Below are 25,249 nucleotides of genomic sequence, written 5' to 3'. Positions count from 1 at the left end.
TTATTCAACTAAAGATCCCATATCAAAAATTGGTAAATAAAGCCCAACAATAATTGTGCCAACAATCCCGCCCAATACCACCATTAGCACAGGCTCAAGCAATTGCGACAAAATATCTAGCTGATCATCTAATTTCTTTTTATAGATTTGGCTAACATATTCGCTCATTTCAGCTAATTTTCCGCTCTTTTCACCCACGGATAACATCTGAACCGTTTGGCTTTCAAATACCTCTGTATTTAAACATTCAGAAAAAGCGTAACCCTGTTTAATCAGCGTTAATACCGATAGACACTCTTTTTGTAAAATAGGATCGGCTTGTTTATTCGATAAAAAAGTTTCTAAAATAAGATCTAACCGAAGGCTAGCATTTAGCATTAAGGCTACATTTTGGGTAAAATAAATAATACGTGATTGGCTAAGAATAGCCTTAAATACGGGCATATTACTTAAAATAGAGTATTTTAGCTTTGTGATTATTGTTGTTTTTTTCGCTAAAAAAGAGAGTAAAACACTACTTAAAATAAGTAAAACTAGTAGAAATATATAATTATCCACTAATAAATTAGAGAGAAAAAAGAGTATTTCCGTAATAAATGGAAGAGTTTTATCTTTAGCACTATATAATTCTGCAAATTTAGGCACAATTAGCACTAACATTCCAATTGAAAGTGTTAACGCAATTGTTAAGACCATCACAGGATAAAACATGATCTTTTTTACTTTAGAAAATAATTTCTCACTTTCAGACCTAGATTGTGCAATATTTTCAAGCATCACACCTAATTTTCCACTCATTTCTCCCATTTTGATAAGCTGAATTTCTTGGCTATTTAAATAGCGATTTAAATTTTCTAATGATTTTGAAAAAGAATAACCTAACTCAACTGAACGTATTATTTCTTCAAGCCATAAATAGATTTTTATATTTTGTGTATTTTCTAAAATGATTGATAACGCTTGTTTTAAGGGAAGTCTTGCGTTAATTAGTAAAGCAAGTTGAGAAATAAGTTGAGTCACCTCTTCAGATTTTGGATTTTTAGGTAAAATAAAATTCCGACTAATTTTAATTTGCTGAAAGCCTTTTTTAATTAACCTTTGTTCTAATTCATCTTGATTTCGAGCTAATAATTTCCCTTTCTGTTTCTGCTGAAAACGATTAATAGCTTTCCAATGAAATTCATATACCTTAAACATAGCCTAATACCCTCTGGATTTCTGGTAAATTGGTTTTATTTTCTTGGCATTTTTGTATTGCACTTTCTGCCAAATTAGAAAAATCTAAACAAGCGGTTGATTTTTCAAATTCTTTACCATTTTTTGACAGTAATTGATACACACCAATTCGCCCTTTGTAGCCCTGATAACAATGCTCACAGCTATTGCCTTGGCAATGCGTGCAGATTTTCCTAACTAGGCGTTGAGCAATGACCAATTGCAAGCTATTTCTTAATTCAAATTCTTTAATTCCAAGTTGCAACAGGCGTTCTACTGCTGATGGAGCATCGTTAGTATGAAGTGTGGAAAGCACCAAATGCCCTGTTTGAGAGGCTCGCAATGCCATTTGTGCACTCTCTTCATCACGAATTTCACCAAACATAATAATGTCGGGATCTTGGCGTAAAAAAGTGCGTAATAATTGGCTAAAGTCTAATCCAATGCCACGATCTACTTGGGTTTGAATAATGCCATCAATTTCGATTTCAATTGGATCTTCTGCAGTTAAAATATGTTTTTCACTTTGATTCAAATAACTTAATGCACTATATAAAGTAATACTTTTACCGCTTCCTGTAGGGCCAGTTACTAAAATTAAACCTTGTGGTTGATTTAGCGCATTTAATAAAGTTTCTTTCTGTTGAGGATTAAATCCAAGCTCTAAAAAATCTAAATCAATAGGTTTATTCTTTTGTAAACGCAGTACTATTTTCTCACCAAAATTAGTTGGCAATGTGGAAACACGAAAATCTAAAGTATCAGAGATTTTTGTTTTAAAGTGAAATTGTCCATCTTGCGGTAAGCGAGTTTCGCTAATATCTAATTTAGAAAGAATTTTTAATCGAGAAATAATACGGCTAGCTAAATTTAGCGATAGCATTTTATAAATGTGTAAAACACCATCAATCCGCAAGCGGATCATAAGTCGATTTTTCTGAGGCTCTAAATGAATATCGGAAACATTTTTCTGTAAGCAGTAATTAAATAACTCATCTAATAGATGAATAACAGGATCATTATGATCTAAATCTACTTGCTGATTATTATCTGAATAAATAATCTCAGTGGCTTCATAAACAATATCTTTTTTAGGTGAAAGCTCATTTAATAGATATTTTAATTCTTCAGTAGAAATTAAAATGGGCTCAATCTCTTTATGGGCAATAAAGGAAAAAATCTCATAAGCGGTCAGATTATTTAAATCATCAATTGCAAGCCATAATTTCTCTTTATCCTCTTTAACGGGAATAGCCAAATAACGTAAAAGAATGGTTTTATCTTCACAATTTTTCTGCCATTGAGGTTCAGAGATTTCAAAAATATTTTGAGTGTTTAAATCGCAAACAGTATAGGTCATAGTTTTTTTGTTATAAGTGATTTATTAGCAAAAGAGCGGTCAAAATTGACCGCTTGGAATTGATGCTATTAGTTTGTTGAGCCTGTAGAACAGAAATTTGCAGGGAATAAACTCGTATCAGAACCTGTACAAGTTGTTTTCCAGCTAATCGTATTTGAGCTAAAGGTTGGCGTCATTGTGTAACCAAAGCCATCAATATTGCCTTTACCTGCTACCGTAATTACCCCGCTTGCGACAGAAACAGATTTCAAGTATTTAGTTTCGTCGCTTGAGGTTTTATTTGCCTGCACACCATTTGAGCCGCCTGAACAATTTGCCACATTGCCAGTGTTGTAAATACAAACTTCCACATCTGATTTATATGAAGCAGATGCTCGTAAAAGTTCAGAGAGTGCCGCTTTTTGTGTATAAGTGGTGTAGGAAGGGATCGCAATGGTCGCCAGAATGGCAATAATAGCAATAACAATCATCAATTCAATGAGAGTAAATGCCTTTGAAGGCTTAAGAAAAAGTGACTTTTTTATTAAAGATTTCATTTGTTAAATTTCCTTTTAAATCAATACGCGTGTTATTCACGCCCTTAAAGTTTGCGGATTTTTTCTGTTTTAGCGAGTACCAATGTTTAAATTTTCGAGCCTGCTCGAAAAAATAAAAATTTCAGTGTTTATTCATTCAGTATTTTTTGATAGTATTTCGTCAATTTTTCAGTTTAGGGTTGAGGTTTAATATGGCAAAAGCACCAAAAACAGCTTATGTGTGTAGCGATTGTGGCGCAGAATATTCCAAGTGGATGGGACAGTGTAAAGAGTGCTATGCGTGGAACACCATCAGCGAAATTCGTTTGGTTTCTGCCAAAGAAAGTAAAAAAAACGACCGCTTTAGTGGCTATGCGGGCGAAACTTCAGGCAAAGTACAAGCACTTTCTGAAATTAGTTTGCAAGAAGTACCTCGTTTTAGTAGCGGATTTAACGAACTCGATCGTGTGTTGGGGGGCGGTGTCGTGCCTGGTTCAGCCATTCTGATTGGTGGCCACCCTGGTGCGGGGAAAAGTACGTTGCTGCTACAAGTGATGTGCGGATTATCTAAAGAAATTCCTACACTATATGTCACAGGTGAGGAGTCGCTCCAACAAGTGGCAATGCGCGCGAACCGTTTAGGCTTGCCAACTGAACATCTCAAAATGCTTTCTGAAACCTCGGTTGAGCATATTTGTAATATTGCCGATCAAGAAAAGCCGAAAATTATGGTAATTGACTCTATTCAAGTGATGCACCTTTCCGATATCCAATCCTCGCCAGGTTCGGTCTCACAAGTACGTGAATGCGCCTCATTCCTCACTCGTTATGCGAAAACCCGTCAAGTGGCAATTATTATGGTTGGACACGTAACCAAAGATGGCACGCTTGCAGGTCCGAAAGTTTTAGAACACGCGATTGATGCTTCACTTTTGTTAGAGGGTGAATCAGACTCTCGCTACCGCACCTTGCGCAGCCAAAAAAACCGTTTTGGAGCGGTAAATGAATTGGGTGTATTTGCAATGACAGAACAAGGTCTTCGCGAAGTCAAAAATCCATCCGCGATCTTCTTGAGCCGTAGCGAAGAGCAAGTTTCAGGCAGTTCGGTGGTCGTACTTTGGGAAGGCACACGTCCGCTTTTGGTGGAAATTCAAGCCTTGGTCGATCACTCTATGCTCGCTAATCCTCGCCGTGTGGCTGTGGGTTTAGATCATAACCGTCTATCGTTACTGCTTGCTGTTTTACACCGCCACGGCGGTTTGCAAATGTCAGACCAAGATGTGTTTGTCAATGTAGTAGGTGGGGTAAAAGTGACTGAAACCAGTGCGGACTTAACCTTAATTCTCTCCTTAATTTCGAGCTTTAGAAATCGACCGCTTCCGCAAGATCTTGTGATATTTGGCGAAGTTGGATTAGCGGGCGAAATTCGCCCTGTTCCAAGCGGTCAAGAGCGTATTTCCGAAGCGGCAAAACACGGCTTCAAGCGTGCCATTGTGCCTTTTGGCAATATGCCTAAAAAATCAATTAAGGGAATGGAAGTTTTTGGTGTGAAAAAACTCAGTGATGCGTTAGATATTTTAGGCAATTTGTAATGGCGAATTCCTCTATTAAATGGTTAATGCTTTGCCGAGAACCACGTTTATATAGCTGCCAACGGATTAAAACTGCGTGCGAACAGCGTGGCATTTCCCTCGATATACTCGATCCCAATCGAATGCTGCTTAAACTTGCAAATGTTGAAGGAAAATCGACCGCTAGATTGTTCTATCAAACGCCTGAACAAGAATTAGAACTCGATAAATATCAAGCGGTACTTCCTCGGTTTGGCGCAACCAGCACAGAGATGGGCTGTTATGTGTTGCAGCATTTTGAAATTAAAAAAACGAAAGTGCTAAATAATGCCCACGCTTTTCGATTGGCTCGAAACAAATGGCAAAGTTTGCAATTGCTTGCCGCTTACGGCTTGCCTATTCCCTCAACAAGCTACATTGGCGAATTAGTTGAAAGCTCTTCACAATTGGTTTTGCATTCTCCTTCTGTCGTACTTAAGACATTAGTTGGTATGCAAGGTACTGGCGTGGAGTTATGTGAAGGAAAAGCCATAGCCTTAAATAAGCTAGAAACGTTAAAACAAGCAGGAGAAAAAGCGTTAGTACAAGATTTTATCGCAGAAACCCGAGGGCAGGATATTCGTGCTTTTGTGATTGGTAAGCAAGTCGTTGCAGGTATGCAGCGCACTGCAGGCAATGGCAATTTTCGTGCCAATTTGCACCAAGGTGGTAAAGCTGAAAGCATTGACCTAACAGAAGAAGAAAAGATGATTGCGATTCAAGCGACCAAAGCTATTGGACTAGATGTTGCAGGGGTTGATCTGATTCGCACAAACCAAGGCCCGATGATTTTAGAAGTGAATGCGAGCCCTGGTTTAGAAGGAATTGAAAAGATTTCAGGTAAAGATATTGCTGGAATGATGGTAGATTATGTTTTGCTCTGTATGTAAAAAAGAGCTGGTAAATCCAGCTCTTCTTACACATCTAAATTATTTAGACGCTTTTAACTCTTGGTAATATTTCTCGTAAAGTTCAATTGCATCACCCACATCATCTTGCCATTGTGATTCTTGTAACACTTTTTGTGTTGGATAAATCGCAGGGTCTTGCGTGATCTCTTTCGGTAATACTTCTAATGCTTTCATATTTGAAGTTGGATAACCGATTGCAAGGGTAAGTTGCTCAGAAACTTTAGCACTTAATAAGTAGTTGATTAACTTATGTGCGTTCTCTTTGTTTTTTGAGTTCGCTGGAATAGCTAAAGTATCAACCCAAAGTACCGGGCCCTCTTTTGGGAACACCATATCAATAGGTGCTTGTTCTTTCTTCGCAATACGCACAGAACCGTTCCATAATTGACCTACAGATACTTCACCTGAGATGAATGAGTTTGCAGGGTTGTCAGAGCTGAATGAAAGTACGTTTGGACGTAATTTTTTCAATTCTTCATAAGCCGCTTTGATCTCTTCAGGATCAGTTGTGTTCGGGTTTTTGCCTAATTTCAATAATGCAATATTGAACACTTCACGTGCATCATCTAATAATTGGATTTTGTTCGCAAATTCAGGTTTCCATAAATCCCCCCAAGAGGTGAATTGGTCGCCTTTGTAGTTGTTAGTATTAAATGCAATGCCTGGGGCACCTAAAAGTTGAGGTAATGAATATTTGTTACCTTTATCGTAAGGTTTGTCTAACCAGTCAGGGTTTAATTCTGCGATAACGGGTAATTTGCTGTGATCAAGCTCCGCTAACATTCCTTCTTTTGCCATTTTAGACACAAAGTAATTGGAAGGTGCGATTACATCATAACCGCCATCTTTACCTTGAAGTTTTAACTTCGCATACATTGTTTCGTTAGATTCAAGGCTAGATACCTCAACTTTAATACCAGTCTCTTTTTGAAATTGATCTAACAAACCTTCAGGTACATACTCAGTCCAAGTATATAAGTGAACAGTGCCAGCATCAGCTGGGGCAGCAGCCTCAGTTGTTTTTGCCTTTTCTTCATTACAAGCTGTTAATGCCAATGAAGCCACACCTGCAGCGAATAAACCTGCGAATTTTTTCATTTAGTTTTCTCCGTTAAGAAAAAAGATAAAAGCGGTCGGATTTCTCCGAAGTTTGACGAATCTTCCACACCAATCAATGGCAATGAAATCGAAAGGATTTTAAGCTACCCCCCACATTTTGCAAGCCTTTTTTGCCCTGAAGAAGGATTTATTTTCCTATTCTTCTTGAATTTCGCTAATTTGCTATTATATTAAATCCGATTTTATTTCACTGAATTTAAGAGGATTTTGTATGACTACTCAACAAGAAAAAGCACAAGAGCAAAGCACAGAACAAGAAAATGTAGAACTCCAACAACCTGAAGCGGTTGAAGAGCAAGTACAATCAGAAAATAGAGAAGAGCAACCTGTAGAAGCAGAATTAGCTGCAGCTTACGCTCGTATCAATGAATTAGAAATTTACGTTTCAGAAATTGATGCCCGTGAAAAAGATATTCAATTACGTGCCCAAGCAGAAATTCAAAATATTCGCCGTCGTGCTGAGCAAGATGTCGAAAAAGCTCATAAATTTGCATTAGAAAAATTTTCAAAAGAGCTACTAACTGTTGTTGATAATCTTGAACGTGGTTTAGCCGCATTAGATAATGCTGTTACTGATGAAACAACACAAGTGTTAGTTGATGGCGTAGAAATGACCCACAAAGAATTTATTTCGACCTTAGCTAAATTTGGAGTGGAAGCAGTTGGCGTTGTTGGAGAAGCATTTAATCCTGAGCTTCACCAAGCGATTTCAATGCAGCCAGCTGAAGGTATTGAGCCAAACCACATCTGCGCAGTGTTACAAAAAGGCTATACATTGCAAGGCCGTGTATTACGCCCAGCGATGGTAATGGTTGCGGCTTAATTTACCGAACTGAACTATTTTTAAAAATAAATGCTAGCAACAATTTTTTATTAGGTGTGTAGCTTTAGCGGTTTAACAACAATTTTTTCTAGCGTGTCTTTAAAAAATTTTTTAGCTAAAACACTATAAAATGTGATCTAAATCACAAATCTAAATATTTCTACTTGGAACATTTGCAAATTCCCGTAAAAATATGACCGCTCTCTATTTATTTAATTTGTCTATTTAATTTCAGAAGGAAAAAAATATGAAAATGACTTTAAAAGTAAGTGTATTAGCGACGTTATCTGCATTAGTCTTAACAGGTTGTGCACATAATCAAATGGATGCAAAAGCACACGCGGAAGCTCAATTGCAACAACAAGCAGTAATGGGCATTAACTGGATGCAAGATTCGGGCGAATATAAAGCGCTTGCCTACCAAGCTTATAACACGGCTAAAACTGCCTTTGATCACGCGAAAGTGACTAAAGGTAAGAAAAAAGCGGTGGTAGTAGATTTAGACGAAACGATGCTAGACAACAGCCCATACGCTGGTTGGCAAGTTCAAAATAATAAAGGTTTTGATGGTAAAGATTGGACACGCTGGGTTGATGCTCGACAATCTCGTGCAGTTCCTGGTGCGGTAGAATTTAACAACTATGTTAATTCACACAAAGGTAAAATGTTCTATGTAACTAACCGTAAAGATAGCTCCGAAAAAGCGGGTACAATTGACGATATGAAACGTTTAGGCTTTGAAGGTGTGGACGAGTCAGTATTTTACTTGAAAAAAGATAAATCAGCGAAAGCTGCTCGTTTTGCTGAAATTGAAAAACAAGGCTATGAAATCGTACTTTATGTCGGCGATAACTTAGATGACTTTGGTGATGCAGTATACGGTAAATTAAATGCAGAACGCAGTGCATTTGTAAAAGAAAACCAAGCAAAATTTGGTAAAACTTACATCGTATTACCTAACCCGAACTATGGTGGCTGGGAAGGCGGTTTAGCTAAAGATTACTTTAAAGGCGATGCACAAAGCAAAATTAAAGCTCGTTTAGATGCTATTCAAGCATGGAATGGTAAGTAATTTATAGGAATTTTATGGTACGGTAAAATCAAATACTAAAAATATGATTTTACCGTATTTTTTATATCTGAAATTTAATGTTTTTGCTTCAACGTATTTAATGCATTTAATCCTTTCTCACAACTTTTCTGCTGTAAGCTTTCTTCCATTGCGAGCAATTGTTTTTGGGTTTCTGTTAGCTTATTTTTTAAACGCTTTACTTGAGTGTGTGTACCTGGTTGTCTTTCTGCATCTTTAATAAGCGTATTTGCAACGTTAAACATATTTTCACATTGTGGAATAAGTTTAATAACCTCTGGTTTTTCAATAGTAAGAGACGAGGTTTTTACTTGGGCTTGTACGCTTGTGGAAAATAATGCACTGGTACAAATTGGAAAACAGAGAAGAAAATATTTTTTTAGCATAGTTTTACCTTTTTCTATTATAGCTAAAAGCTTTCAATCTAAATAAAAATGACTTAAATCGCTAAGAGATTAGCACGCTTAAATGAAAAAGTCAGCAAGAGCAGATGGCTAAAAATCAGATTTTTTTTGATCTTTCTCAAAAGAATAACTTAATTTTACCTCTTGAGAGGTAACATATTTTGATCTTTTTTCTTAATTTATTAAAAAATTTTGCTAAAAGTTGAATTATTTCAATACAAAGGTTAAGTTCCTGTTAATAGGGGCGGTTTTTTATTTTTTCAATAACAGGTAGAATAGTCGCCTGAAACTCTGATTACCTATGTGGGGTAGATCTTTGCTTTGGGTCAAAGTTTTGTGGGGCATTATTCGGTATCGAATAATTAATCGTATTTCATATTATCAAGATGAAGAGGTTTGAGATGTTAGACTTTGTTGAACTCTCGCGTTTGCAGTTTGCTTTAACTGCTCTCTATCACTTCTTATTTGTGCCGCTTACATTAGGTCTTTCTTTTGTGCTTGTAGTGATGGAAACACTTTATGTAACGACAGGAAAAGAAGTTTATAAAGATATGACTAAATTCTGGGGTAAGTTATTCGGTATTAACTTTGCTCTTGGGGTAACGACTGGTATTACCATGGAATTCCAGTTTGGTACAAACTGGTCATACTACTCTCACTATGTAGGCGATATCTTCGGTGCACCTTTAGCATTAGAAGGTTTAATGGCGTTCTTCTTAGAATCAACTTTCGTGGGTTTATTCTTCTTTGGTTGGGAGCGTCTGTCTAAGAAAAAACATTTATTAGCAACATACTGTGTGGCATTTGGTTCTAATTTCTCTGCAATGTGGATCTTAGTAGCGAACGGCTGGATGCAAAACCCAGTAGGTTCAGAATTTAACTTTGAAACAATGCGTATGGAAATGACCAGTTTTACTGATCTTCTTTTAAACCCAGTGACTCAAAGTAAATTCTTACATACTGTAACTGCAGGCTATACCTGTGGTGCGATCTTTGTATTAAGCATCAGTGCTTACTATATCTTAAAAGGTCGTGATTTAGGCTTTGCAAAACGTTCATTCTCAGTGGGGGCAAGTTTTGGTTTGTTCGCTATTTTATCTGTATTAATTATGGGTGATGAATCTGGTTATGAAATCGGTAAAGCACAACCTGTTAAATTAGCAGCCATGGAAGCTGAATGGGAAACTCACCCAGCACCTGCGGCATTTAATGCAATTGCAATTCCAAACTCTAAAGCTCGTCAAAACGACTTTGCAATTCAAATCCCATACCTTGGCGGTTTAGTGGCAACTCGTTCTTTAGATACTGAAATCAAAGGCTTAAATGATATTCGTAAAGAAAATATTGAGCGTGTACGTAACGGTGCTACAGCAGTTGTTTTATTAGAAAAACTTCGTTCTGGTAACTATACAGAAGAAGAAAAAGCAGCATTCCAAGCAGTTCAAAAAGATCTTGGCTTTGGTTTATTGTTAAAACAATACGTAGGCGATAATATTACAGCGGCAACAGAAGAACAAATTATTAAAGCAGCAGATGCAACTATTCCAAATGTAGGTCCTAACTTCTGGGCGTTCCGTATGATGGTTGGCTCTGGTATGCTAATGTCTTTAATCATTGGCTTAGCATTCTTCTTTAACTTCCGTGGTACAGTAGGTAAAAACAAATTGTTACTTAAAGTGGTATTATGGTCTATGCCATTACCATGGATTGCCATTGAAGCTGGTTGGTTCTTAGCTGAGTTCGCACGTCAGCCTTGGGCAGTTTATGAAGTGTTACCAACAGGTATTTCGGCTTCTCACTTAACTGTGGCTGAATTATGGACTGCAATTGGTTTATTATGTGGTTTATATACAATCTTCTTAGTAGTAGAAATGTATTTAATGTTCAAATATGGTCGTTTAGGTCCAAGTGCATTAAAAACAGGTAAATACTACTTTGAGCAATCTGCGAAATAAGGAGTAGACAATGTTAGATTATGAAGTTCTCCGCTTTATTTGGTGGATCTTAATTGCTGTATTGTTAATCGGTTTTGCAATTACCGATGGCTTTGATATGGGCGTATTAACGCTTTTACCTGTGGTGGGTAAAAGCAATACAGAACGTCGTGTGATGATCAACTCAATTGCACCTCACTGGGATGGTAACCAAGTTTGGTTATTAACAGGTGGTGGTGCGATCTTCGCAGCGTGGCCAACTGTATATGCAACCTCATTCTCAAGTTTTTTCTTGGCAATGATATTAGTGCTTGCAGCATTATTCTTCCGTCCAGTGGGCTTTGAGTACCGTGCGAAAATCGACTCACCAAAATGGCGTAATGCTTGGGATTGGGCATTATTCATCGGTGGTTTCGTGCCGTCACTTATTTTCGGTGTGGCGTTCGGTAACTTATTACAAGGCTTACCATTTGAGTTTAATAACATCAATCAAGTAACTTATACGGGTACATTCTTAGGCTTATTAAATCCATTCGCATTATTATGCGGCGTGGTGAGTTTATTTATGCTAACTACTCAAGGTGCGACTTGGTTGCAAATGAAAACCACGGCTGAATTACGCAACCGCGTACGTGGCGTATCACAATTAGCGGCAACCGTAACATTAGTTGCATTTGTATTAGCGGGTGTTTGGTTATACTTCAAAGAAGGTTTTGTGATCACAAGCCAATTAGATCACAACGCAGTTTCTGCATTAACCAACAAAACTGTAGCTGTTGAAACATCTGCTTGGTTTAAAAACTATGCTGAAATGCCTGTGCTTTGGATTGTACCTGCAATTGCAGTCATCGGTGCATTATTAACCATCGTTGCATCTAAAGCAAACCGCTCAGGTACTGCGTTCTTTGCATCATCTTTAATGCAAATTGGTGTTATCTTAACCGCAGCAGTTTCTATGTTCCCATTCATTATGCCTTCAATTTCTCATCCAGAAATGAGCTTAACTGTTTGGGATTCAACTGCAAGCCTTAACACCTTAACCGTTATGTTCTATGCAGCGTGTTTCTTTGTACCAATCGTATTGTGCTATACTATTTGGTCTTACATCAAAATGTTTGGTCGTCTTGATGCAAAATTCATTGAAGAAAACCACGCAACAGCATACTAAGGAGCAATTATGTTTTATTTAACTTGGTTTTTTGGTATGTTTCTCGCAATTTACTTTGCCGTATTTGTTACGACAAAGATTGAGAAAACAGGTAAATTTGACGAATAATCTATGATTCATTTGTTATATAACTTAACTTTAAAGGGCTTGCTAAAAGCCCTTTCTTTTCTTCTTGCAAGCGGTCTGTTTGCAATGATTTTATTAAAATCGACCACTTTCGGGCTCTATTTTGGCGGTAAAATTCCTTACTTTGCTTTATTGGCTTTTTATGGCATGGGGATTTTATGGATTCACGGTATCGGCTTTGAAATCCGTAGTAAAATTTGGCAATTGGTTTTCCTACCTTTAATCGGTTATGCAATTGTTATCCCTTCGCTTTGTATCCTTTTTTGAGTTAAATTATAAAAAGAAAGTGTACTTTTATTTTTAAATAAAAAATAAATTGCAAAAGCTATTGCGCTGGCATTTTTAACTGAATAAAATAGACAGCCGTGATCGTCTAAAAAGTGGACGTTTACGAAAGAGAATAAAATAGGATAGAATATGCATTTTCCTATTCGAGTTTATTATGAAGATACAGACGCGGGCGGTGTGGTTTATCATGCAAGCTATGTCTGTTTTTTTGAACGAGCAAGAACGGAATTTTTACGCAACAAAGGCTTTTCCCAACAATCATTGTTATCGGAAAATATTGCTTTTGTTGTGAAGAAGTTAGAAATAGACTACAAAACGCCTGCTCGTTTAGATGATTTTCTTTCTGTTGAAACAGAAATTAAAGAAATAAAGAAAGCGACGATTATTTTTGAACAGAAACTTTTGCGTGATCAAGTTTGTATAAGCTACGCAATAGTTAGTGTGGCAAGTGTCGATTTACTTAAAATGAAACCGATTGCAATACCGAAAAATATTCGTGATGCAATGGATTCATCTCACTAATTCATTATCATTATTGGAGTTTTCAATGCAAGAAACTAGCTTTGACTTAATTTCGTTATTTGCACAAGCAAGTATCGTTGTTAAGATCGTCATGCTTATTCTTATCACTTTCTCGGTATTATCTTGGGCAGTGATTATTCAACGTAGTCGTTATTTGACTAATGCAGCAAAAGGGTCACTCGCTTTTGAAAATAAATTTTGGTCAGGCGAAGATTTAAATCGTTTACACGAAGGATTAGAAAATCGTCGTGATAAATTAAGCGGTTCAGAACAAATTTTCTATGTTGGGTTCAAAGAGTTTACTCGTTTGCAACAAGTAAGCCCAGATGCACCCTCTGCAAATATTCAAGGCACGAGTCGTGCAATGAACCTCGCGCTAAACCGTGAAGTGGAAACGCTCGAAAGCTATATTCCTTTCTTAGGTACTGTTGGTTCTATTAGCCCATACATCGGTTTATTTGGTACTGTTTGGGGAATTATGCACTCATTTATGGGATTAAGTGCAGTGAAACAAGCAAGCCTCCAATCGGTAGCACCAGGTATTGCAGAAGCGTTGATTGCAACAGCTATCGGTTTGTTTGCGGCTATTCCTGCAGTAATGGCTTATAACCGTTTAAGCTTACGTGCGAATAAGTTAGAACAAAATTACGCAAACTTTATTGATGAGTTTACGACAATTTTACACCGTCAAGCATTTTCTAAAAAATAAATGAGAACAAGAGGTCATTTTTATTTAATTTTTTGCAAAAAGAGATACAAATCTGACCGCTTGTCGTGAAATGTTAGTGATAACCTGAATTTAGTAAAAGAGGAAAATATGTCTTACCGTCGCAAACGTAAGGACATTAAATCTGAAATTAACATTGTACCATTCTTGGACGTATTACTTGTGCTTTTGCTTATTTTTATGGCAACAGCGCCCATTATCAGCCAAAGTGTAGAAGTTAATTTACCAGAAGATAAGCATAGTCAATCAGTAACCAATGAAGATAAGACCCCCGTGATTTTACAAGTGGCGGGTGTGGGTTTATATAAATTAAAAGTTGGTGGCAACTTTGTTACTGGTAGTAATGGCGAAGAACTAAGCGATCAAGAAGTGATTTTGTTTGCTGGTGAAGAATTTAAAAAAGATGAAAACACGCTTTTTTTAGTTGCAGGTGATGCAACCGTGCCTTATGAAGAAGTGATCAAAGGTATTGTGTTATTAAAAGAAGCGGGTATTGAAAAAGCAGGCTTAATGACTCAAGGTCAATAATCATCAAGGATAACGTGTGAGATCTCAAAACGATAGACTTGAATTTGCAATAATTCTCTCCCTACTATTGCACGCCCTTTTAATTGGGTTGCTTCTACTAGGCTCTCTGTTTACCAATATCACATTACCTCCTGCTGCTGGCGGTAATGGTGGAGATGGTGAAGAGTTTGAAGCGGTGATGGTTGATACAGGGCAAGTGGCAGCAGAATATGGTCGATTACAATCAGATAGAAAAGGGAATGCTCAACCTAAACCTGTGGAAGAGACAAAACCTGTTGAAGATGTAAAAGAAGAGGCTGCTGAAGAAGTTGAACAAGCTAAAGCCGAACTTGCTGAAAAACAGGAGCGAGAAAAGGCTTTAGAAGAACAACGTCAGGCTCAATTGTTAGCTCAGCAAAAACAAGAAGAGGAAAAACGACAAGAGCAAATCAAGCAAGAACAGTTGAAAAAAGAGCAGCAGCGTCAAGAGCAGTTAAAACAAGAGCAGCTTGAGAAACAGAAAGAAGAAGCAACACGTAAAAAAGCAGCCGAAGCAGCTCGTCTAAAAGCGGAAGCTGAAGCAAAACGTTTAGAGGCAGCAGCAAAACAAGCTGAAGAAGAGCGTAAAGCGAAAGAAGCCCTTCAAAAAGCAGAGCAGAAGAAATTGGAAGAGCAGAAAAAAGCACAAGAAGCTAAGGAAAAAGCAGCTCAAGAAGCGAAACTAAAAGCCGAAAAAGAAGCTAAAGAAAAAGCCGCAGCAGAAGCGAAGGCAAAAGCTGAGAAAGATGCCAAAGAGAAGGCTGAAAAAGAAGCAAAAGCGGCAGCAGAGGCAAAAGCGAAAGCTGCTGCGGAAGCGAAGGCCAAAGCGGTAGCTGATGCTAAGGCTAAAGCAGATGCAGAAGCAAAAGCAGCCGCAGCAAGAGCCCAAAATAATAAGGCACTAGATGATTTCTTATCAGGTGGCGATATTGGTGGTGGCTCAGCCACGAAAGGTGGAAACAAAAATTCAGCTGGCCTTGCGGGTAATGGTAACGGTAAAGGACTGGGCGATGGACAAGGTACGGCAGACCGTGGTTATGAGCGTTTAATTAAACAAAAATTATCACGTGAGTATCAAGTGGATCCGAGTTTTAGTGGTCGTGAATGTCGTGTAAAAATCAACATTGAACGAGATGGACGCATTTCAAGTCACGAAGTGATTTCTGGCCCACCAGATATTTGTCGTGCTGCGGTGGCGGCTATTACTCGTGCACAAAGTGTACCAAGGGCAAAAGATGATCCGACTTATAATACTTATAAATCGCCAATCATCAAATTTGGATTAAAAGTTTTATAATAACCTAGAGGTTAAAAAATGAAGTTTAAATCGCATTTAGCGAGTATAATGGGTGTGTTCGCATTATTGTGTAGTGCTAATATTGCTAAAGCCGAGTCAGATGTAGTGATTTCGGTAGACGAAGGTGTGAGTATGGCTCAGCCAATTGCAGTTATTCCTTTTAAAGGTAGTGCTAACGAAGATGTAGGTCAAATTATTGCTGATGATTTACGTAACAGTGGTAAATTCTCTCCTATTGATAGAACTAAACTGCCGGCTCAACCAGGTTCTGCAAGTGAAGTAGTTTCACAACAATGGACTGATATTGGTGTAGATATGGTAGTGGTCGGACAAGTAACGCCAGCTGGCGGTGGTTATAATGTCGCATACCAATTAGTTGATACTTTAAGTTCACCTGCTGCTGTATTAGATCAAGGCGCATTTAATGTGCCAGCGGCACAAATGCGTCAAGGTGCTCACACTGTGAGTGATTTGGTCTTTGAAAAAATCACGCAAATTCGAGGTGCATTTAGAACAAAAATTGCATATGTAGTACAACGTGGTGTATCATCATATGAGTTACGAGTTTCTGATTATGATGGATTCAATGCTTTTACCGTAGTTAGAAGTAAAGAGCCGTTAATGTCGCCAGAGTGGGCGCCAGATGGCAGTAAATTAGCGTATGTGACTTTTGAAAATAAAAAAGCACAAGTTGTTGTTCATGATCTTCGCTCGGGTAGCCGTCGTGTTGTAGCTGCATTAAAAGGGCATAATGGTGCACCAGCGTTCTCACCAGATGGTTCAAAAATTGCTTTTGCGTCTAATCAAGATGGTGAATTGAATATTTATGTTGTTGGTGCTGGCGGTGGTACGCCAAGCAAATTAACTGCAAATGCAGGAAATAATACTGAACCAAGCTGGTCACCAGATGGTGGTTTCATTTACTTTACCTCAGACCGCTCAGGTTCACCACAAGTTTATCGAATGAGTGCATCAGGTGGTGGTGTAAGTAATGTAGGAGGCGGTGTTTCCTATGCAGCTAAGTCATCTGCTGATGGCAAGAATTTAATCATGATTGCTGGAGATAAAGTGGTAAAACGTGATCTCACTTCGGGTGGCACGGAAGTCTTAAGTTCAACGTTTTTAGATGAAAGCCCAAGTATTTCACCAAACGGCATTATGGTTATTTATAGCTCTACCAAAGGTACGAGTAAAGTGCTACAATTGGTGTCCGCAGACGGTCGTTTTAAAGCAAATCTGCCTGGTGCAGGAGGGCAATATAAGTTCCCTGCTTGGTCACCGTATTTAACTAAACAATAATCTTCTCTTAGGAGTATAAAATGAAAAAACTAGCTAAAGTTTTAATGGTAGCGGCGCCAGCTTTCGTATTAGCGGCATGTAGCTCATCTTCAGACAACGCAGCAGCAAATGCAAACACAAATGCAGGGGCTCAATACGGCGGTATGTCTGCACAAGATTTACAAACTCGTTACAACACTGTGTACTTCGGTTTCGATAAATACAATGTTGAAGGCGAATACCGTACATTATTAGATGCTCACGCAGAATTATTAAAAGCAACTAAAGCAAACGTAACTGTTGCAGGTCACGCTGATGAACGTGGTACTCCAGAGTACAACATCGCATTAGGCCAACGTCGTGCAAACGCAGTACAAAACTACTTAGCACAACAAGGTGCATCAAATGTTGCAACTGTATCTTACGGTGAAGAAAAACCAGCAGTTTTAGGTCATACTGAAGCTGACTACGCGAAAAACCGTCGTGCAGTATTAGAATACTAATTTCTACTTCTTTTATAGAAACTTAGTTTATTAAAAATGAAGCCCTGTTTATCAGGGCTTTATTTTTATCTGTAATTGGCTATCTTTTCACCCACAATCTGTCCTTTTAATTAGATGCTCTCCGCTTTTTATGATAAATTATGCAAATTTTTTGAATAATTAACGAAATAAATAAAGGACATTTTATGTCAAAAGACAAAATCGGATTGGTATCACTTACTGCACTAGTACTGAGTTCGATGATTGGTTCGGGTATCTTTAGCCTGCCACAAAATATGGCAGCGGTTGCAAGTGCAGAAGCTTTGCTCGCGGGTTGGGCAATCACAGGTTTTGGGATTATTTTCCTTGGGCTTTCTTTTTTCTTCCTCTCTCGATTGCGTCCTGATTTAGATGGTGGCATTTATACCTATGCACGAGAAGGTTTTGGCGATTTTATCGGTGGTCTTGCAGCTTGGGGCTATTGGCTTTGTACCTCTATTGGTAGCGTAAGTTATCTTGTTGTCGCATTCAGTGGGTTTGGGCTCTTTTTTGATAGCGAACAGTTTACTATTTTTGGCGATGGCACGTCGCTAGTTTCGATTTTATCTGCTTCTTTGGTGGTGTGGTTGATCCATATTTTGATCGCAAAGGGTATAAAAGAGGCTGCCTATGTGAATTTGATTGCAACGATCGTTAAAGTACTTCCGTTAATTATTTTTATTGTATTAGCCATAATCTTTTTCTCGTCTACTCAATTTATGCAAGATTTCCACGGCGAAAGTTTGCAAATGCCATTATTGGATCAAATCAAAAGCACGATGCTGATTACGCTTTGGGTTTTTGTTGGCGTGGAAGGTGCAACGGTTCTTTCCGCTCACGCGAAAAAGAAAAACGATGTGGGCATTGCGACAATCCTAGGCATTTTAATCGCCCTGATTCTTTATGTAGCGATTACTGCGCTTTCGCTAGGTATTTTGCCGCGTGAAGTGATTGCTGCTATGCCGAATCCTTCAATGACAGGCATTATGGAACATATGATCGGCACAAGCGGTAAAATTTTGATTACTTTTTGCTTAATTGTATCTGTACTTGCATCTTATATGAGCTGGACAATGTTTTCGGCAGAAGTGATGTATCAAGCTTCCCAAACGCAAGTGTTTCCCCGTTTTCTGAATAAAAAGAATGAGAACGATACACCTATTAGCTCACTCTGGTTTACTAACATCGTTATTCAAATTATCTTGGTACTCGTTTTTTTCACTAGCAAAGGGTATGATGTGCTTATTCAGTTGGCGACCACGATGATTTTAGTGCCTTATTTCTTAGTTGGTACTTATTTACTTCGACTCGCATTTAACATTGGTGCCGCTTGGTATATCAAACTGGCTGGCATTATTGCAACCCTTTATGGTTTCTGGTTGGTTTACGCAGCGGGAATAGAATACCTACTCTTTTCAGTAATTTTATATACACCTGGGGCAATCCTCTTTTTTTACACGCGTTACCAGAAATCGGGCAAATTTGATTTTTCACGTAATGAAACGGTCGCACTTGGCTGTACCTTTATTTTATCCATCGGCTCTATTTATGCCTTTTTGTAGTACGAGTTTGTAAGATGAAATATCTCACTTCAATCTTAAATTTCTTGGTTTCGCTTTCGCAAAACGTTCGCCACTATTTCAAAAGTGGCTCTTTTGCGATAGCGGTTTATCCTTATTTAATGCATCCTTGCTTTAAAAAAATGGCGATGATTTTAACCGTTATTTTCGGTGGGTTAATGGCTTATGCAGGTGTCTTTTATCTTTTCGGCGAACACGTTACCATTTTATTTAGTGGGCGTTCCATCACCGCTTATTTTCATCATTCAACACTAGAACTTTTTTTCCCCATTGGGAGCGTGATTGATGGTAAAGAAAGTACGCTTTCCAACTTACCGCATATTATGCGAATCCTATTTAGCTACCAAAGTTACATCGTTGTGCCGTTCTATTTAATTTGCCTTTATCCGATTTCACATAAACGTCTCTGGCTAGTTGAGCTCCTGCTCGCACTGCTTTTTGCTATCGGTACGGCATTAGTTTCTGAGATTACAAGCGGTCGATATTCAGAAGGTGGTTTGCAAAATTTCGGCTTAAGTCTCTCTATTATTATTGGTAACTTAATGCTACTTTTTATTGGGCTAGATTTAGACAAAACCCTTACACCACGCCTTAAAAAATCGAGTCTCTGGCTTGGTTTTATTGGATTGATTTGCGTAAGTATTACAATGGTTTATCCAACGTTACTTTCGCCAATATTAGAGCGTATCAGCCTTTATACAATAATGATTTGGGAAATAATTGCGGGTTTTGCCGTTATGAGAAATATCATAAGACATCGCCAACAAGAGGAAGATGAAGATGAAATTTATTGATCGCTATTCACAACTGATTGCCATCCCGACTATTTCGAGCCTTGAAGCATTTGAGGATCAATCGAACAAACCGCTGATTGAATTATTGGCAAACTGGCTCAATGATTTGGGCTTTCATAGCGAGATTTTAGCGGTTGAAAATAGCCGAGATAAATACAATTTATTGGCAACTTATGGCGAAGGCGAAGGCGGTTTATTGCTGGCGGGGCACACCGACACTGTCCCTTTTGATGACGGAAAATGGACGTTCAATCCGTTTAATCTTACCGAAAAAGAAGGAAGATTTTACGGTTTAGGCACGGCGGATATGAAAGGATTTTTTGCGTTCGTAGTCGATGTAGTCAGTCAGCTTGACTTAAGCCAAGTGAAAAAGCCAATTCGTATTCTTGCCACCGCTGACGAAGAAACCACGATGCTAGGAGCGAGCACTTTTGCACAGCACAGCCATATTCGCCCTGATTGTGCCATTATTGGCGAACCAACCTCGCTTAAACCAATTCGTGCACACAAAGGACATATGGGCGAAGCGATCCGCATTACGGGAAAAAGTGGACATTCAAGCGATCCAGAGCGTGGCATTAACGCGATCGAATTGATGCACGAAGCAACGGCTCACTTGATTACAATGCGTAATGAGCTGAAAACCAAATTCCGCAACGATTTCTTCAAAGTGCCTTATCCAACAATGAATTTTGGTAACATTCACGGGGGCGATGCGATTAACCGCATTTGTGCTTGCTGTGAGTTGCAATTGGATATGCGCCCGTTGCCAGGTTTAGCTGTGGAAGATTTACATCATTTAATGCTTGAACACCTTGCTCCAATGCTTGAAAAATATGGCGATTTAATTGAAATCCGCCAATTGCACAGTGGTATTCCAGGCTATGAGTGCGAACATTCCGCTCAAATCGTGCAAGTGGTTGAAAAACTGTTAGGCGAAAAATGCGAATCAGCAAACTACTGCACCGAAGCACCTTATATCCAACAACTTTGCCCAACTCTTGTACTTGGGCCTGGTTCGATTGAGCAAGCTCATCAACCTGATGAATTTTTAGAAACGAAGTTTATTGAGCCAACAAGGGAATTATTAACCAAGTTAATTCAGCATTTTTGTTTTTAAATTATGAAAAAACTTTCTTTTCTACTATCTTTGTTCTTTTTCTGGCAAATTTCACCGCTTGCACTGGCGAAAATAGAGCGAACCATTGACTGTAAAGTGGTTGGAATTAGCGATGGTGATACGCTTACGTGCTTGAAGGAGCGAACTCAAATAAAAGTTCGGTTACTGCATATTGATGCCCCTGAATCCTCTCAACCCTTTGGTAATAAAGCGAAGCAAGCTTTGTCTAACTTAGCATTTAAAAAGCAAGTTACCCTGCAAAGCACGGGGTATGATAAATATGGTCGAGTGCTTGCTGTGGTGTATGACCGAAATGTAAACATCAACCTTAAATTAGTTGAGCAAGGAATGGCGTGGGCGTATCGCCAAACTCAGCCGATTTATGAACAAACTCAAGAGCAAGCGAGAAGTCGCCGAATTGGATTATGGAATGATGCTCGCCCGATTGAGCCAACCGAATGGCGCAAAACTAAAGGTATTGGTTATCAGCGCTCAAATGATAGCAATGTTGTGCAAACCCACAAACCTGAATATTTTGGCGTGATGAGCGGTGTTGATTGCTCGCAAAAATTAACTTGCAAGGATTTCAGACATTACACAGAAGCGGAGCGCTATTTTCGCCAATGCAATGCCAAAAGATTAGACGGTGATGGCGACAACATTCCATGCAATAGCCTCTATAACAAAATGAGAAAACATCAATAAGGAAAATTCCGATGAGCCAAATTAACTGTCAATTTCGCCAACATTTTCCGTTTTTTAGCCAATCTCCTGATTGGGTGTATTTAGACAGTGCTGCGACGACATTAAAACCGCAAAGCTTGATTGACGCAACGCAGCATTTTTACAGTTCAGCTGGCTCGGTGCATCGCAGTCAATATGATTTGCCTCAAACTCAAAAATATGAACAAGCTCGTAGTTTAGTCTCTGAACGATTTAATGCGAAACGCGAAGAGGTCATTTGGACCAGTGGCACAACTCACAGTCTGAATTTAGTCGCTTATGGAATAGAAGAGCAAATCCAAGCGGGCGATGAGATTGTGATTTCTGTTGCCGAGCACCACGCCAATTTTATTCCGTGGCAGCAACTTGCCGAACGTAAACAGGCAAAATTGATTGTGTTGCCTTTGGATAAAGGTTATCAGATCGATCAGCAGGTTTTAACACAAGTCTTATCAGTAAAAACCAAAATTGTGGCATTTAATTTAGTCTCAAACGTAACAGGCGTTCGCCAACCAGCGGAACAGATTGTCTCCATTATTCGTGAACATTCTTCTGCTCAAATTGTGGTAGATATGGCACAAGCAGTCTGTTCTGAGCAAGTGGATGTAAAAAAAATCGGAGCAGATTTCTATGCCTTCTCTGCACATAAAATGTATGGGCCAAATGGCGTTGGCATTTTGATTGGGAAATTTGACCGCTTGCAAGCCTTAAAGCCGTTCTTTTATGGTGGAAAGATGTTACAGAATGTGACCAAAACCACACTTACGTTGGCAGAGCTGCCTTATCGTTTAGAAGCGGGTACGCCGAATATGGCAGGCATTATTGGTTTTGGCGAAGTGTTACAATGGCTAAAAGAATGGGATTTTGATGCATTAAATCAATCGCTCTATCAGCTTGCGGAAAATACTCGCAAGCGGTTAAAAAGCTATAAAAATTTGCATATTCTAGGCAGTCAAAATAGCCCGACAATGAGCTTTGTAATTGAAGGTATTCACCACGCTGATTTGGCGTCTTTCTTCACAGAGAGCAAAGTAGCAATTCGTAGTGGAGAGCATTGTGCGAAGCCTTATCTTCGCTACTTAAATCGAGTGGGAACGGTGCGGCTTTCGTTGGCTCATTACAATACTGATGCGGATGTGGAGCAATTTTTCACAGCCCTTGACAAGTCATTAGCAATTTTATTGGATTAGATCAAAAAATAACGATTTTATGGTAGAATTCGCCTGCAAAAAAGCGTAATCTTCCGCCCAATTGAATTTTTTTAATTTTTAAATAAGGTGTCAAAATGGCTAAAGAAATCAAACGTATTGCCGTATTAACAAGCGGTGGCGACGCACCAGGTATGAACGCTGCAATTCGTAGCGTGGTACGTGCAGCATTAAGCTATGGACTAGAAATTTATGGCGTTCGCGATGGTTATTATGGTTTATATCACGATAAATTAGTGAAATTAGAGCGTCACTCTGTATCAGATGTAATTAACCGCGGTGGTACATTCTTAGGTTCTGCACGTTTCCCTGAATTTAAAGATCCAGCGGTTCGTGCAAAATGTGTTGAAGTGCTGAAAAAATATGATATTGATGGCTTAGTAGTTATCGGCGGTGACGGTTCTTATATGGGAGCGAAACTGTTAACGGAAGAATTCGGCATTAACTGTATCGGCTTACCTGGTACCATTGATAACGACGTAGCGGGTACGGATTACACTATCGGTTACCAAACGGCACTTGAAACGGCATTAGAAGCAATCGACCGCTTACGTGATACTTCAAGCTCACACCAACGTATTTCTATCGTAGAAATTATGGGCCGTCACTGTGGCGATTTAACCATCAGTGCCGCATTAGCTGGCGGTTGTGAATATATTGTCGTACCCGAAAAAGGCTTAGATAAAGAATCGTTAATGCGTAACATCGAAAATGGCTTGAAAAAAGGCAAACGCCACGCCATCATTGCGATTACTGAGTTAATGACAGATGTGCACCAATTAGCTCGTGAAATTGAAGATCGCTTTGGTCACGAAACCCGTGCAACCGTATTAGGTCACACTCAACGTGGCGGCGTGCCTTGTGCCTTCGACCGTATTTTAGGCTCACGTATGGGGGTTTATGCGGTAGAATTATTACTTCAAGGCTTTGGTGGACGTTGTGTGGGTATTCAAAACGAAAAATTAGTTCACCACGACATCATCGATGCAATCAACAATATGCGTCGTCCATTCAAAGAAGAATTGTTTGAAACATCAAGAAAATTATTTTAATTTTTAAGCAATTTTCCAAAAGGTTGGCAAGGTGAAAATCAAGCCAGCCTTTTTGTTTTGCAAAATTTTTCAAAAAATAACCGCTTGAGATATAATTTACTAACTTTTTATTAATGTATTGCTCTTATGTAGAGGCGTGTTGCACACGCCCCTACAATTTCTTTCATAGAGAGCATTTATTCTCCATAAAAGGAAAAATAATGTTTGAATTAAATCCAATCAAAAACCAACTTGCCGATCTCGCTGAACGCACCAATGTGCTTCGGGGGTATCTTTGACTTTGATGCCAAAGTTGAACGCTTAGAAGAAGTGAATGCTGAATTAGAGCAACCTGAAATCTGGAACACGCCAGAAAAAGCTCAAGCTTTAGGTAAAGAGCGTTCTGCTCTTGAAATGGTGGTCAATACTATTAAAGTACTCGATCAAGGCATTGAAGATGTGGAAGGCTTAATCGAACTTGCTGTTGAAGCAGAAGATGAAGAAACTTTCAACGAAGCCCAAGCAGAAGCGGGCGAATTAGAAGCTAAACTTGCCAAACTTGAATTCCAACGTATGTTTAGCGGTCAGCATGATGCAGCAGATTGCTATGTGGATTTACAGGCTGGTTCGGGCGGTACGGAAGCACAAGACTGGACGGAAATGCTCCTACGTATGTATTTACGCTGGGCAGAAAGCAAAGGATTCAAGGCAGAGTTGATCGAGGTTTCAGACGGTGATGTGGCTGGCTTGAAATCGGCGACTATTCGCATTTCAGGCGAATACGCTTTTGGTTGGTTGCGTACCGAAACTGGGATTCATCGCTTGGTGCGTAAAAGCCCGTTTGATTCTAATAACCGCCGCCATACTTCGTTCGCAGCGGCGTTCGTCTATCCTGAAATTGATGATGATATTGATATCGAAATCAACCCTGCGGATTTACGTATCGATGTTTATCGTGCTTCAGGAGCGGGTGGTCAGCACGTGAATAAAACCGAATCTGCGGTGCGAATTACCCATATGCCATCGGGGATTGTGGTGCAATGTCAGAACGGTCGTTCACAACATCAAAATAAAGATCAGGCAATGAAACAGCTAAAAGCGAAATTGTTTGAGATGGAAATGATGAAGAAAAATGCCGAAAAACAAGCGATGGAAGAGAGTAAATCTGACATCGGTTGGGGCAGCCAAATTCGCTCATATGTGTTAGATGACAGCCGTATCAAAGACCTACGCACAGGTGTGGAAAACCGTAACACCCAAGCTGTGCTTGATGGAGATTTAGATAAGTTCATTGAAGCTAGTCTTAAGGCGGGGTTGTAAAAATAGGATAAATCGCTAA

At 39.0% G+C, this 25,249-nt stretch carries 26 protein-coding genes; 21 read left to right on the top strand and 5 right to left on the bottom strand.

What is annotated here, in order from left to right; genetic code table 11:
• The 3 genes from B0184_RS09265 to B0184_RS09255 form a co-directional block, all read right to left on the bottom strand.
• Entirely contained in the window at positions 1-1,197 is a 1,197-nt protein-coding gene (locus tag B0184_RS09265) for a type II secretion system F family protein (RefSeq protein WP_005709246.1), read from the bottom strand.
• A complete protein-coding gene (locus B0184_RS09260; RefSeq protein WP_005709345.1) occupies positions 1,190-2,575 on the bottom strand; it encodes a GspE/PulE family protein in 1,386 nt (461 codons plus the stop codon). Before B0184_RS09260 ends, B0184_RS09265 begins: the two co-directional genes overlap by 8 nt.
• 68 nt (positions 2,576-2,643) lie before the next feature.
• Positions 2,644-3,111 (bottom strand): prepilin-type N-terminal cleavage/methylation domain-containing protein, encoded by a 468-nt coding sequence (locus tag B0184_RS09255; RefSeq protein ID WP_005709272.1) that lies wholly within the window; start codon positions 3,109-3,111, stop codon positions 2,644-2,646.
• Positions 3,112-3,302: 191 nt separating this feature from the next.
• On the opposite strand from B0184_RS09255, the gene radA reads away from it, so the two are divergent.
• Both radA and B0184_RS09245 read left to right on the top strand, forming a co-directional pair.
• A complete protein-coding gene (gene radA, locus B0184_RS09250) occupies positions 3,303-4,682 on the top strand; it encodes a DNA repair protein RadA (RefSeq protein WP_005709323.1) in 1,380 nt (459 codons plus the stop codon).
• Between the two features lie 14 nt (positions 4,683-4,696).
• Complete coding sequence (locus B0184_RS09245; protein WP_039851533.1) at positions 4,697-5,590, top strand: ATP-grasp domain-containing protein; 894 nt, start codon at positions 4,697-4,699, stop codon at positions 5,588-5,590.
• A gap of 39 nt (positions 5,591-5,629) precedes the next feature.
• Here B0184_RS09245 and B0184_RS09240 read toward each other — a convergent pair whose 3' ends face one another.
• A complete protein-coding gene (locus B0184_RS09240; protein ID WP_005709334.1) occupies positions 5,630-6,709 on the bottom strand; it encodes an extracellular solute-binding protein in 1,080 nt (359 codons plus the stop codon).
• A 232-nt stretch (positions 6,710-6,941) separates the two neighbouring features.
• Between B0184_RS09240 and grpE the strand changes: the two genes are divergently transcribed.
• Together grpE and B0184_RS09230 are read left to right on the top strand one after the other, a co-directional pair.
• On the top strand, positions 6,942-7,553 hold the full coding sequence (grpE, locus tag B0184_RS09235) for a nucleotide exchange factor GrpE (protein ID WP_005709258.1): 612 nt from the start codon (positions 6,942-6,944) through the stop codon (positions 7,551-7,553).
• A gap of 247 nt (positions 7,554-7,800) precedes the next feature.
• The gene (locus B0184_RS09230) at positions 7,801-8,625 is read left to right on the top strand and encodes a 5'-nucleotidase, lipoprotein e(P4) family (protein WP_005709348.1); all 825 of its coding nucleotides are present in this window, start codon (positions 7,801-7,803) and stop codon (positions 8,623-8,625) included.
• Positions 8,626-8,699: 74 nt separating this feature from the next.
• Here the strand turns inward: B0184_RS09230 and B0184_RS09225 are convergent, their stop codons facing one another.
• Entirely contained in the window at positions 8,700-9,029 is a 330-nt protein-coding gene (locus tag B0184_RS09225; RefSeq protein ID WP_005709340.1) for a DUF5339 domain-containing protein, read from the bottom strand.
• Between the two features lie 419 nt (positions 9,030-9,448).
• On the opposite strand from B0184_RS09225, the gene B0184_RS09220 reads away from it, so the two are divergent.
• The 17 genes from B0184_RS09220 to prfB all read left to right on the top strand — a co-directional run bounded on the left by B0184_RS09220 (position 9,449) and on the right by prfB (position 25,230).
• Positions 9,449-11,002 (top strand): cytochrome ubiquinol oxidase subunit I, encoded by a 1,554-nt coding sequence (locus B0184_RS09220; protein ID WP_005709316.1) that lies wholly within the window; start codon positions 9,449-9,451, stop codon positions 11,000-11,002.
• A gap of 10 nt (positions 11,003-11,012) precedes the next feature.
• Positions 11,013-12,149, top strand: coding sequence for a cytochrome d ubiquinol oxidase subunit II (gene cydB, locus B0184_RS09215; protein ID WP_005709324.1), 1,137 nt, complete (start codon positions 11,013-11,015; stop codon positions 12,147-12,149).
• A gap of 9 nt (positions 12,150-12,158) precedes the next feature.
• The gene (locus tag B0184_RS09210) at positions 12,159-12,257 is read left to right on the top strand and encodes a cytochrome bd oxidase small subunit, CydX/CbdX family (protein ID WP_078177678.1); all 99 of its coding nucleotides are present in this window, start codon (positions 12,159-12,161) and stop codon (positions 12,255-12,257) included.
• Between the two features lie 3 nt (positions 12,258-12,260).
• Positions 12,261-12,542, top strand: a complete 282-nt coding sequence (locus tag B0184_RS09205; protein ID WP_005709296.1) for a cyd operon YbgE family protein — start codon at positions 12,261-12,263, stop codon at positions 12,540-12,542.
• Positions 12,543-12,692: 150 nt separating this feature from the next.
• The gene (gene ybgC, locus B0184_RS09200; protein WP_005709312.1) at positions 12,693-13,085 is read left to right on the top strand and encodes a tol-pal system-associated acyl-CoA thioesterase; all 393 of its coding nucleotides are present in this window, start codon (positions 12,693-12,695) and stop codon (positions 13,083-13,085) included.
• Positions 13,086-13,110: 25 nt separating this feature from the next.
• Entirely contained in the window at positions 13,111-13,794 is a 684-nt protein-coding gene (tolQ, locus tag B0184_RS09195) for a protein TolQ (protein ID WP_005709287.1), read from the top strand.
• Positions 13,795-13,902: 108 nt separating this feature from the next.
• Positions 13,903-14,340, top strand: a complete 438-nt coding sequence (gene tolR / locus B0184_RS09190; RefSeq protein ID WP_005709295.1) for a colicin uptake protein TolR — start codon at positions 13,903-13,905, stop codon at positions 14,338-14,340.
• Positions 14,341-14,356: 16 nt separating this feature from the next.
• Positions 14,357-15,655 carry a cell envelope integrity protein TolA gene (gene tolA / locus B0184_RS09185; RefSeq protein ID WP_039851523.1) on the top strand — a complete coding sequence of 433 codons (1,299 nt, stop codon included), beginning with the start codon at positions 14,357-14,359 and terminating at the stop codon, positions 15,653-15,655.
• Between the two features lie 18 nt (positions 15,656-15,673).
• Complete coding sequence (tolB, locus tag B0184_RS09180; RefSeq protein WP_005709305.1) at positions 15,674-16,954, top strand: Tol-Pal system beta propeller repeat protein TolB; 1,281 nt, start codon at positions 15,674-15,676, stop codon at positions 16,952-16,954.
• A gap of 20 nt (positions 16,955-16,974) precedes the next feature.
• The gene (pal, locus tag B0184_RS09175; RefSeq protein WP_005709282.1) at positions 16,975-17,436 is read left to right on the top strand and encodes a peptidoglycan-associated lipoprotein Pal; all 462 of its coding nucleotides are present in this window, start codon (positions 16,975-16,977) and stop codon (positions 17,434-17,436) included.
• A gap of 185 nt (positions 17,437-17,621) precedes the next feature.
• Positions 17,622-19,016, top strand: a complete 1,395-nt coding sequence (locus B0184_RS09170; protein WP_005709285.1) for a basic amino acid/polyamine antiporter — start codon at positions 17,622-17,624, stop codon at positions 19,014-19,016.
• A gap of 14 nt (positions 19,017-19,030) precedes the next feature.
• The gene (locus B0184_RS09165) at positions 19,031-19,828 is read left to right on the top strand and encodes a hypothetical protein (protein WP_005709304.1); all 798 of its coding nucleotides are present in this window, start codon (positions 19,031-19,033) and stop codon (positions 19,826-19,828) included.
• The gene (gene argE, locus B0184_RS09160) at positions 19,815-20,948 is read left to right on the top strand and encodes an acetylornithine deacetylase (RefSeq protein ID WP_005709313.1); all 1,134 of its coding nucleotides are present in this window, start codon (positions 19,815-19,817) and stop codon (positions 20,946-20,948) included. Before B0184_RS09165 ends, argE begins: the two co-directional genes overlap by 14 nt.
• 3 nt (positions 20,949-20,951) lie before the next feature.
• Entirely contained in the window at positions 20,952-21,653 is a 702-nt protein-coding gene (locus tag B0184_RS09155; RefSeq protein WP_005709366.1) for a thermonuclease family protein, read from the top strand.
• 11 nt (positions 21,654-21,664) lie between these two features.
• Positions 21,665-22,861 (top strand): aminotransferase class V-fold PLP-dependent enzyme, encoded by a 1,197-nt coding sequence (locus B0184_RS09150; RefSeq protein WP_005709360.1) that lies wholly within the window; start codon positions 21,665-21,667, stop codon positions 22,859-22,861.
• A gap of 95 nt (positions 22,862-22,956) precedes the next feature.
• Positions 22,957-23,931, top strand: a complete 975-nt coding sequence (gene pfkA / locus B0184_RS09145) for a 6-phosphofructokinase (protein WP_005709301.1) — start codon at positions 22,957-22,959, stop codon at positions 23,929-23,931.
• Positions 23,932-24,131: 200 nt separating this feature from the next.
• Positions 24,132-25,230, top strand: a protein-coding gene (gene prfB / locus B0184_RS09140) for a peptide chain release factor 2 (protein WP_100208343.1) whose coding sequence is annotated in 2 segments (ribosomal slippage) — positions 24,132-24,206 and positions 24,208-25,230 — 1,098 coding nt in all. Because the reading frame shifts where the segments join, the coding sequence is not laid out codon by codon here.
• Positions 25,231-25,249: the final 19 nt, after the last annotated feature.

This window comes from Haemophilus paraphrohaemolyticus (genome assembly GCF_002015045.1).
GTDB classification, from domain to species: Bacteria; Pseudomonadota; Gammaproteobacteria; order Enterobacterales; family Pasteurellaceae; genus Haemophilus_A; species Haemophilus_A paraphrohaemolyticus.
The sequence above is the reverse complement of the archived record's forward strand: the minus strand, read 5'-3'. Positions and strand labels throughout refer to the sequence as shown.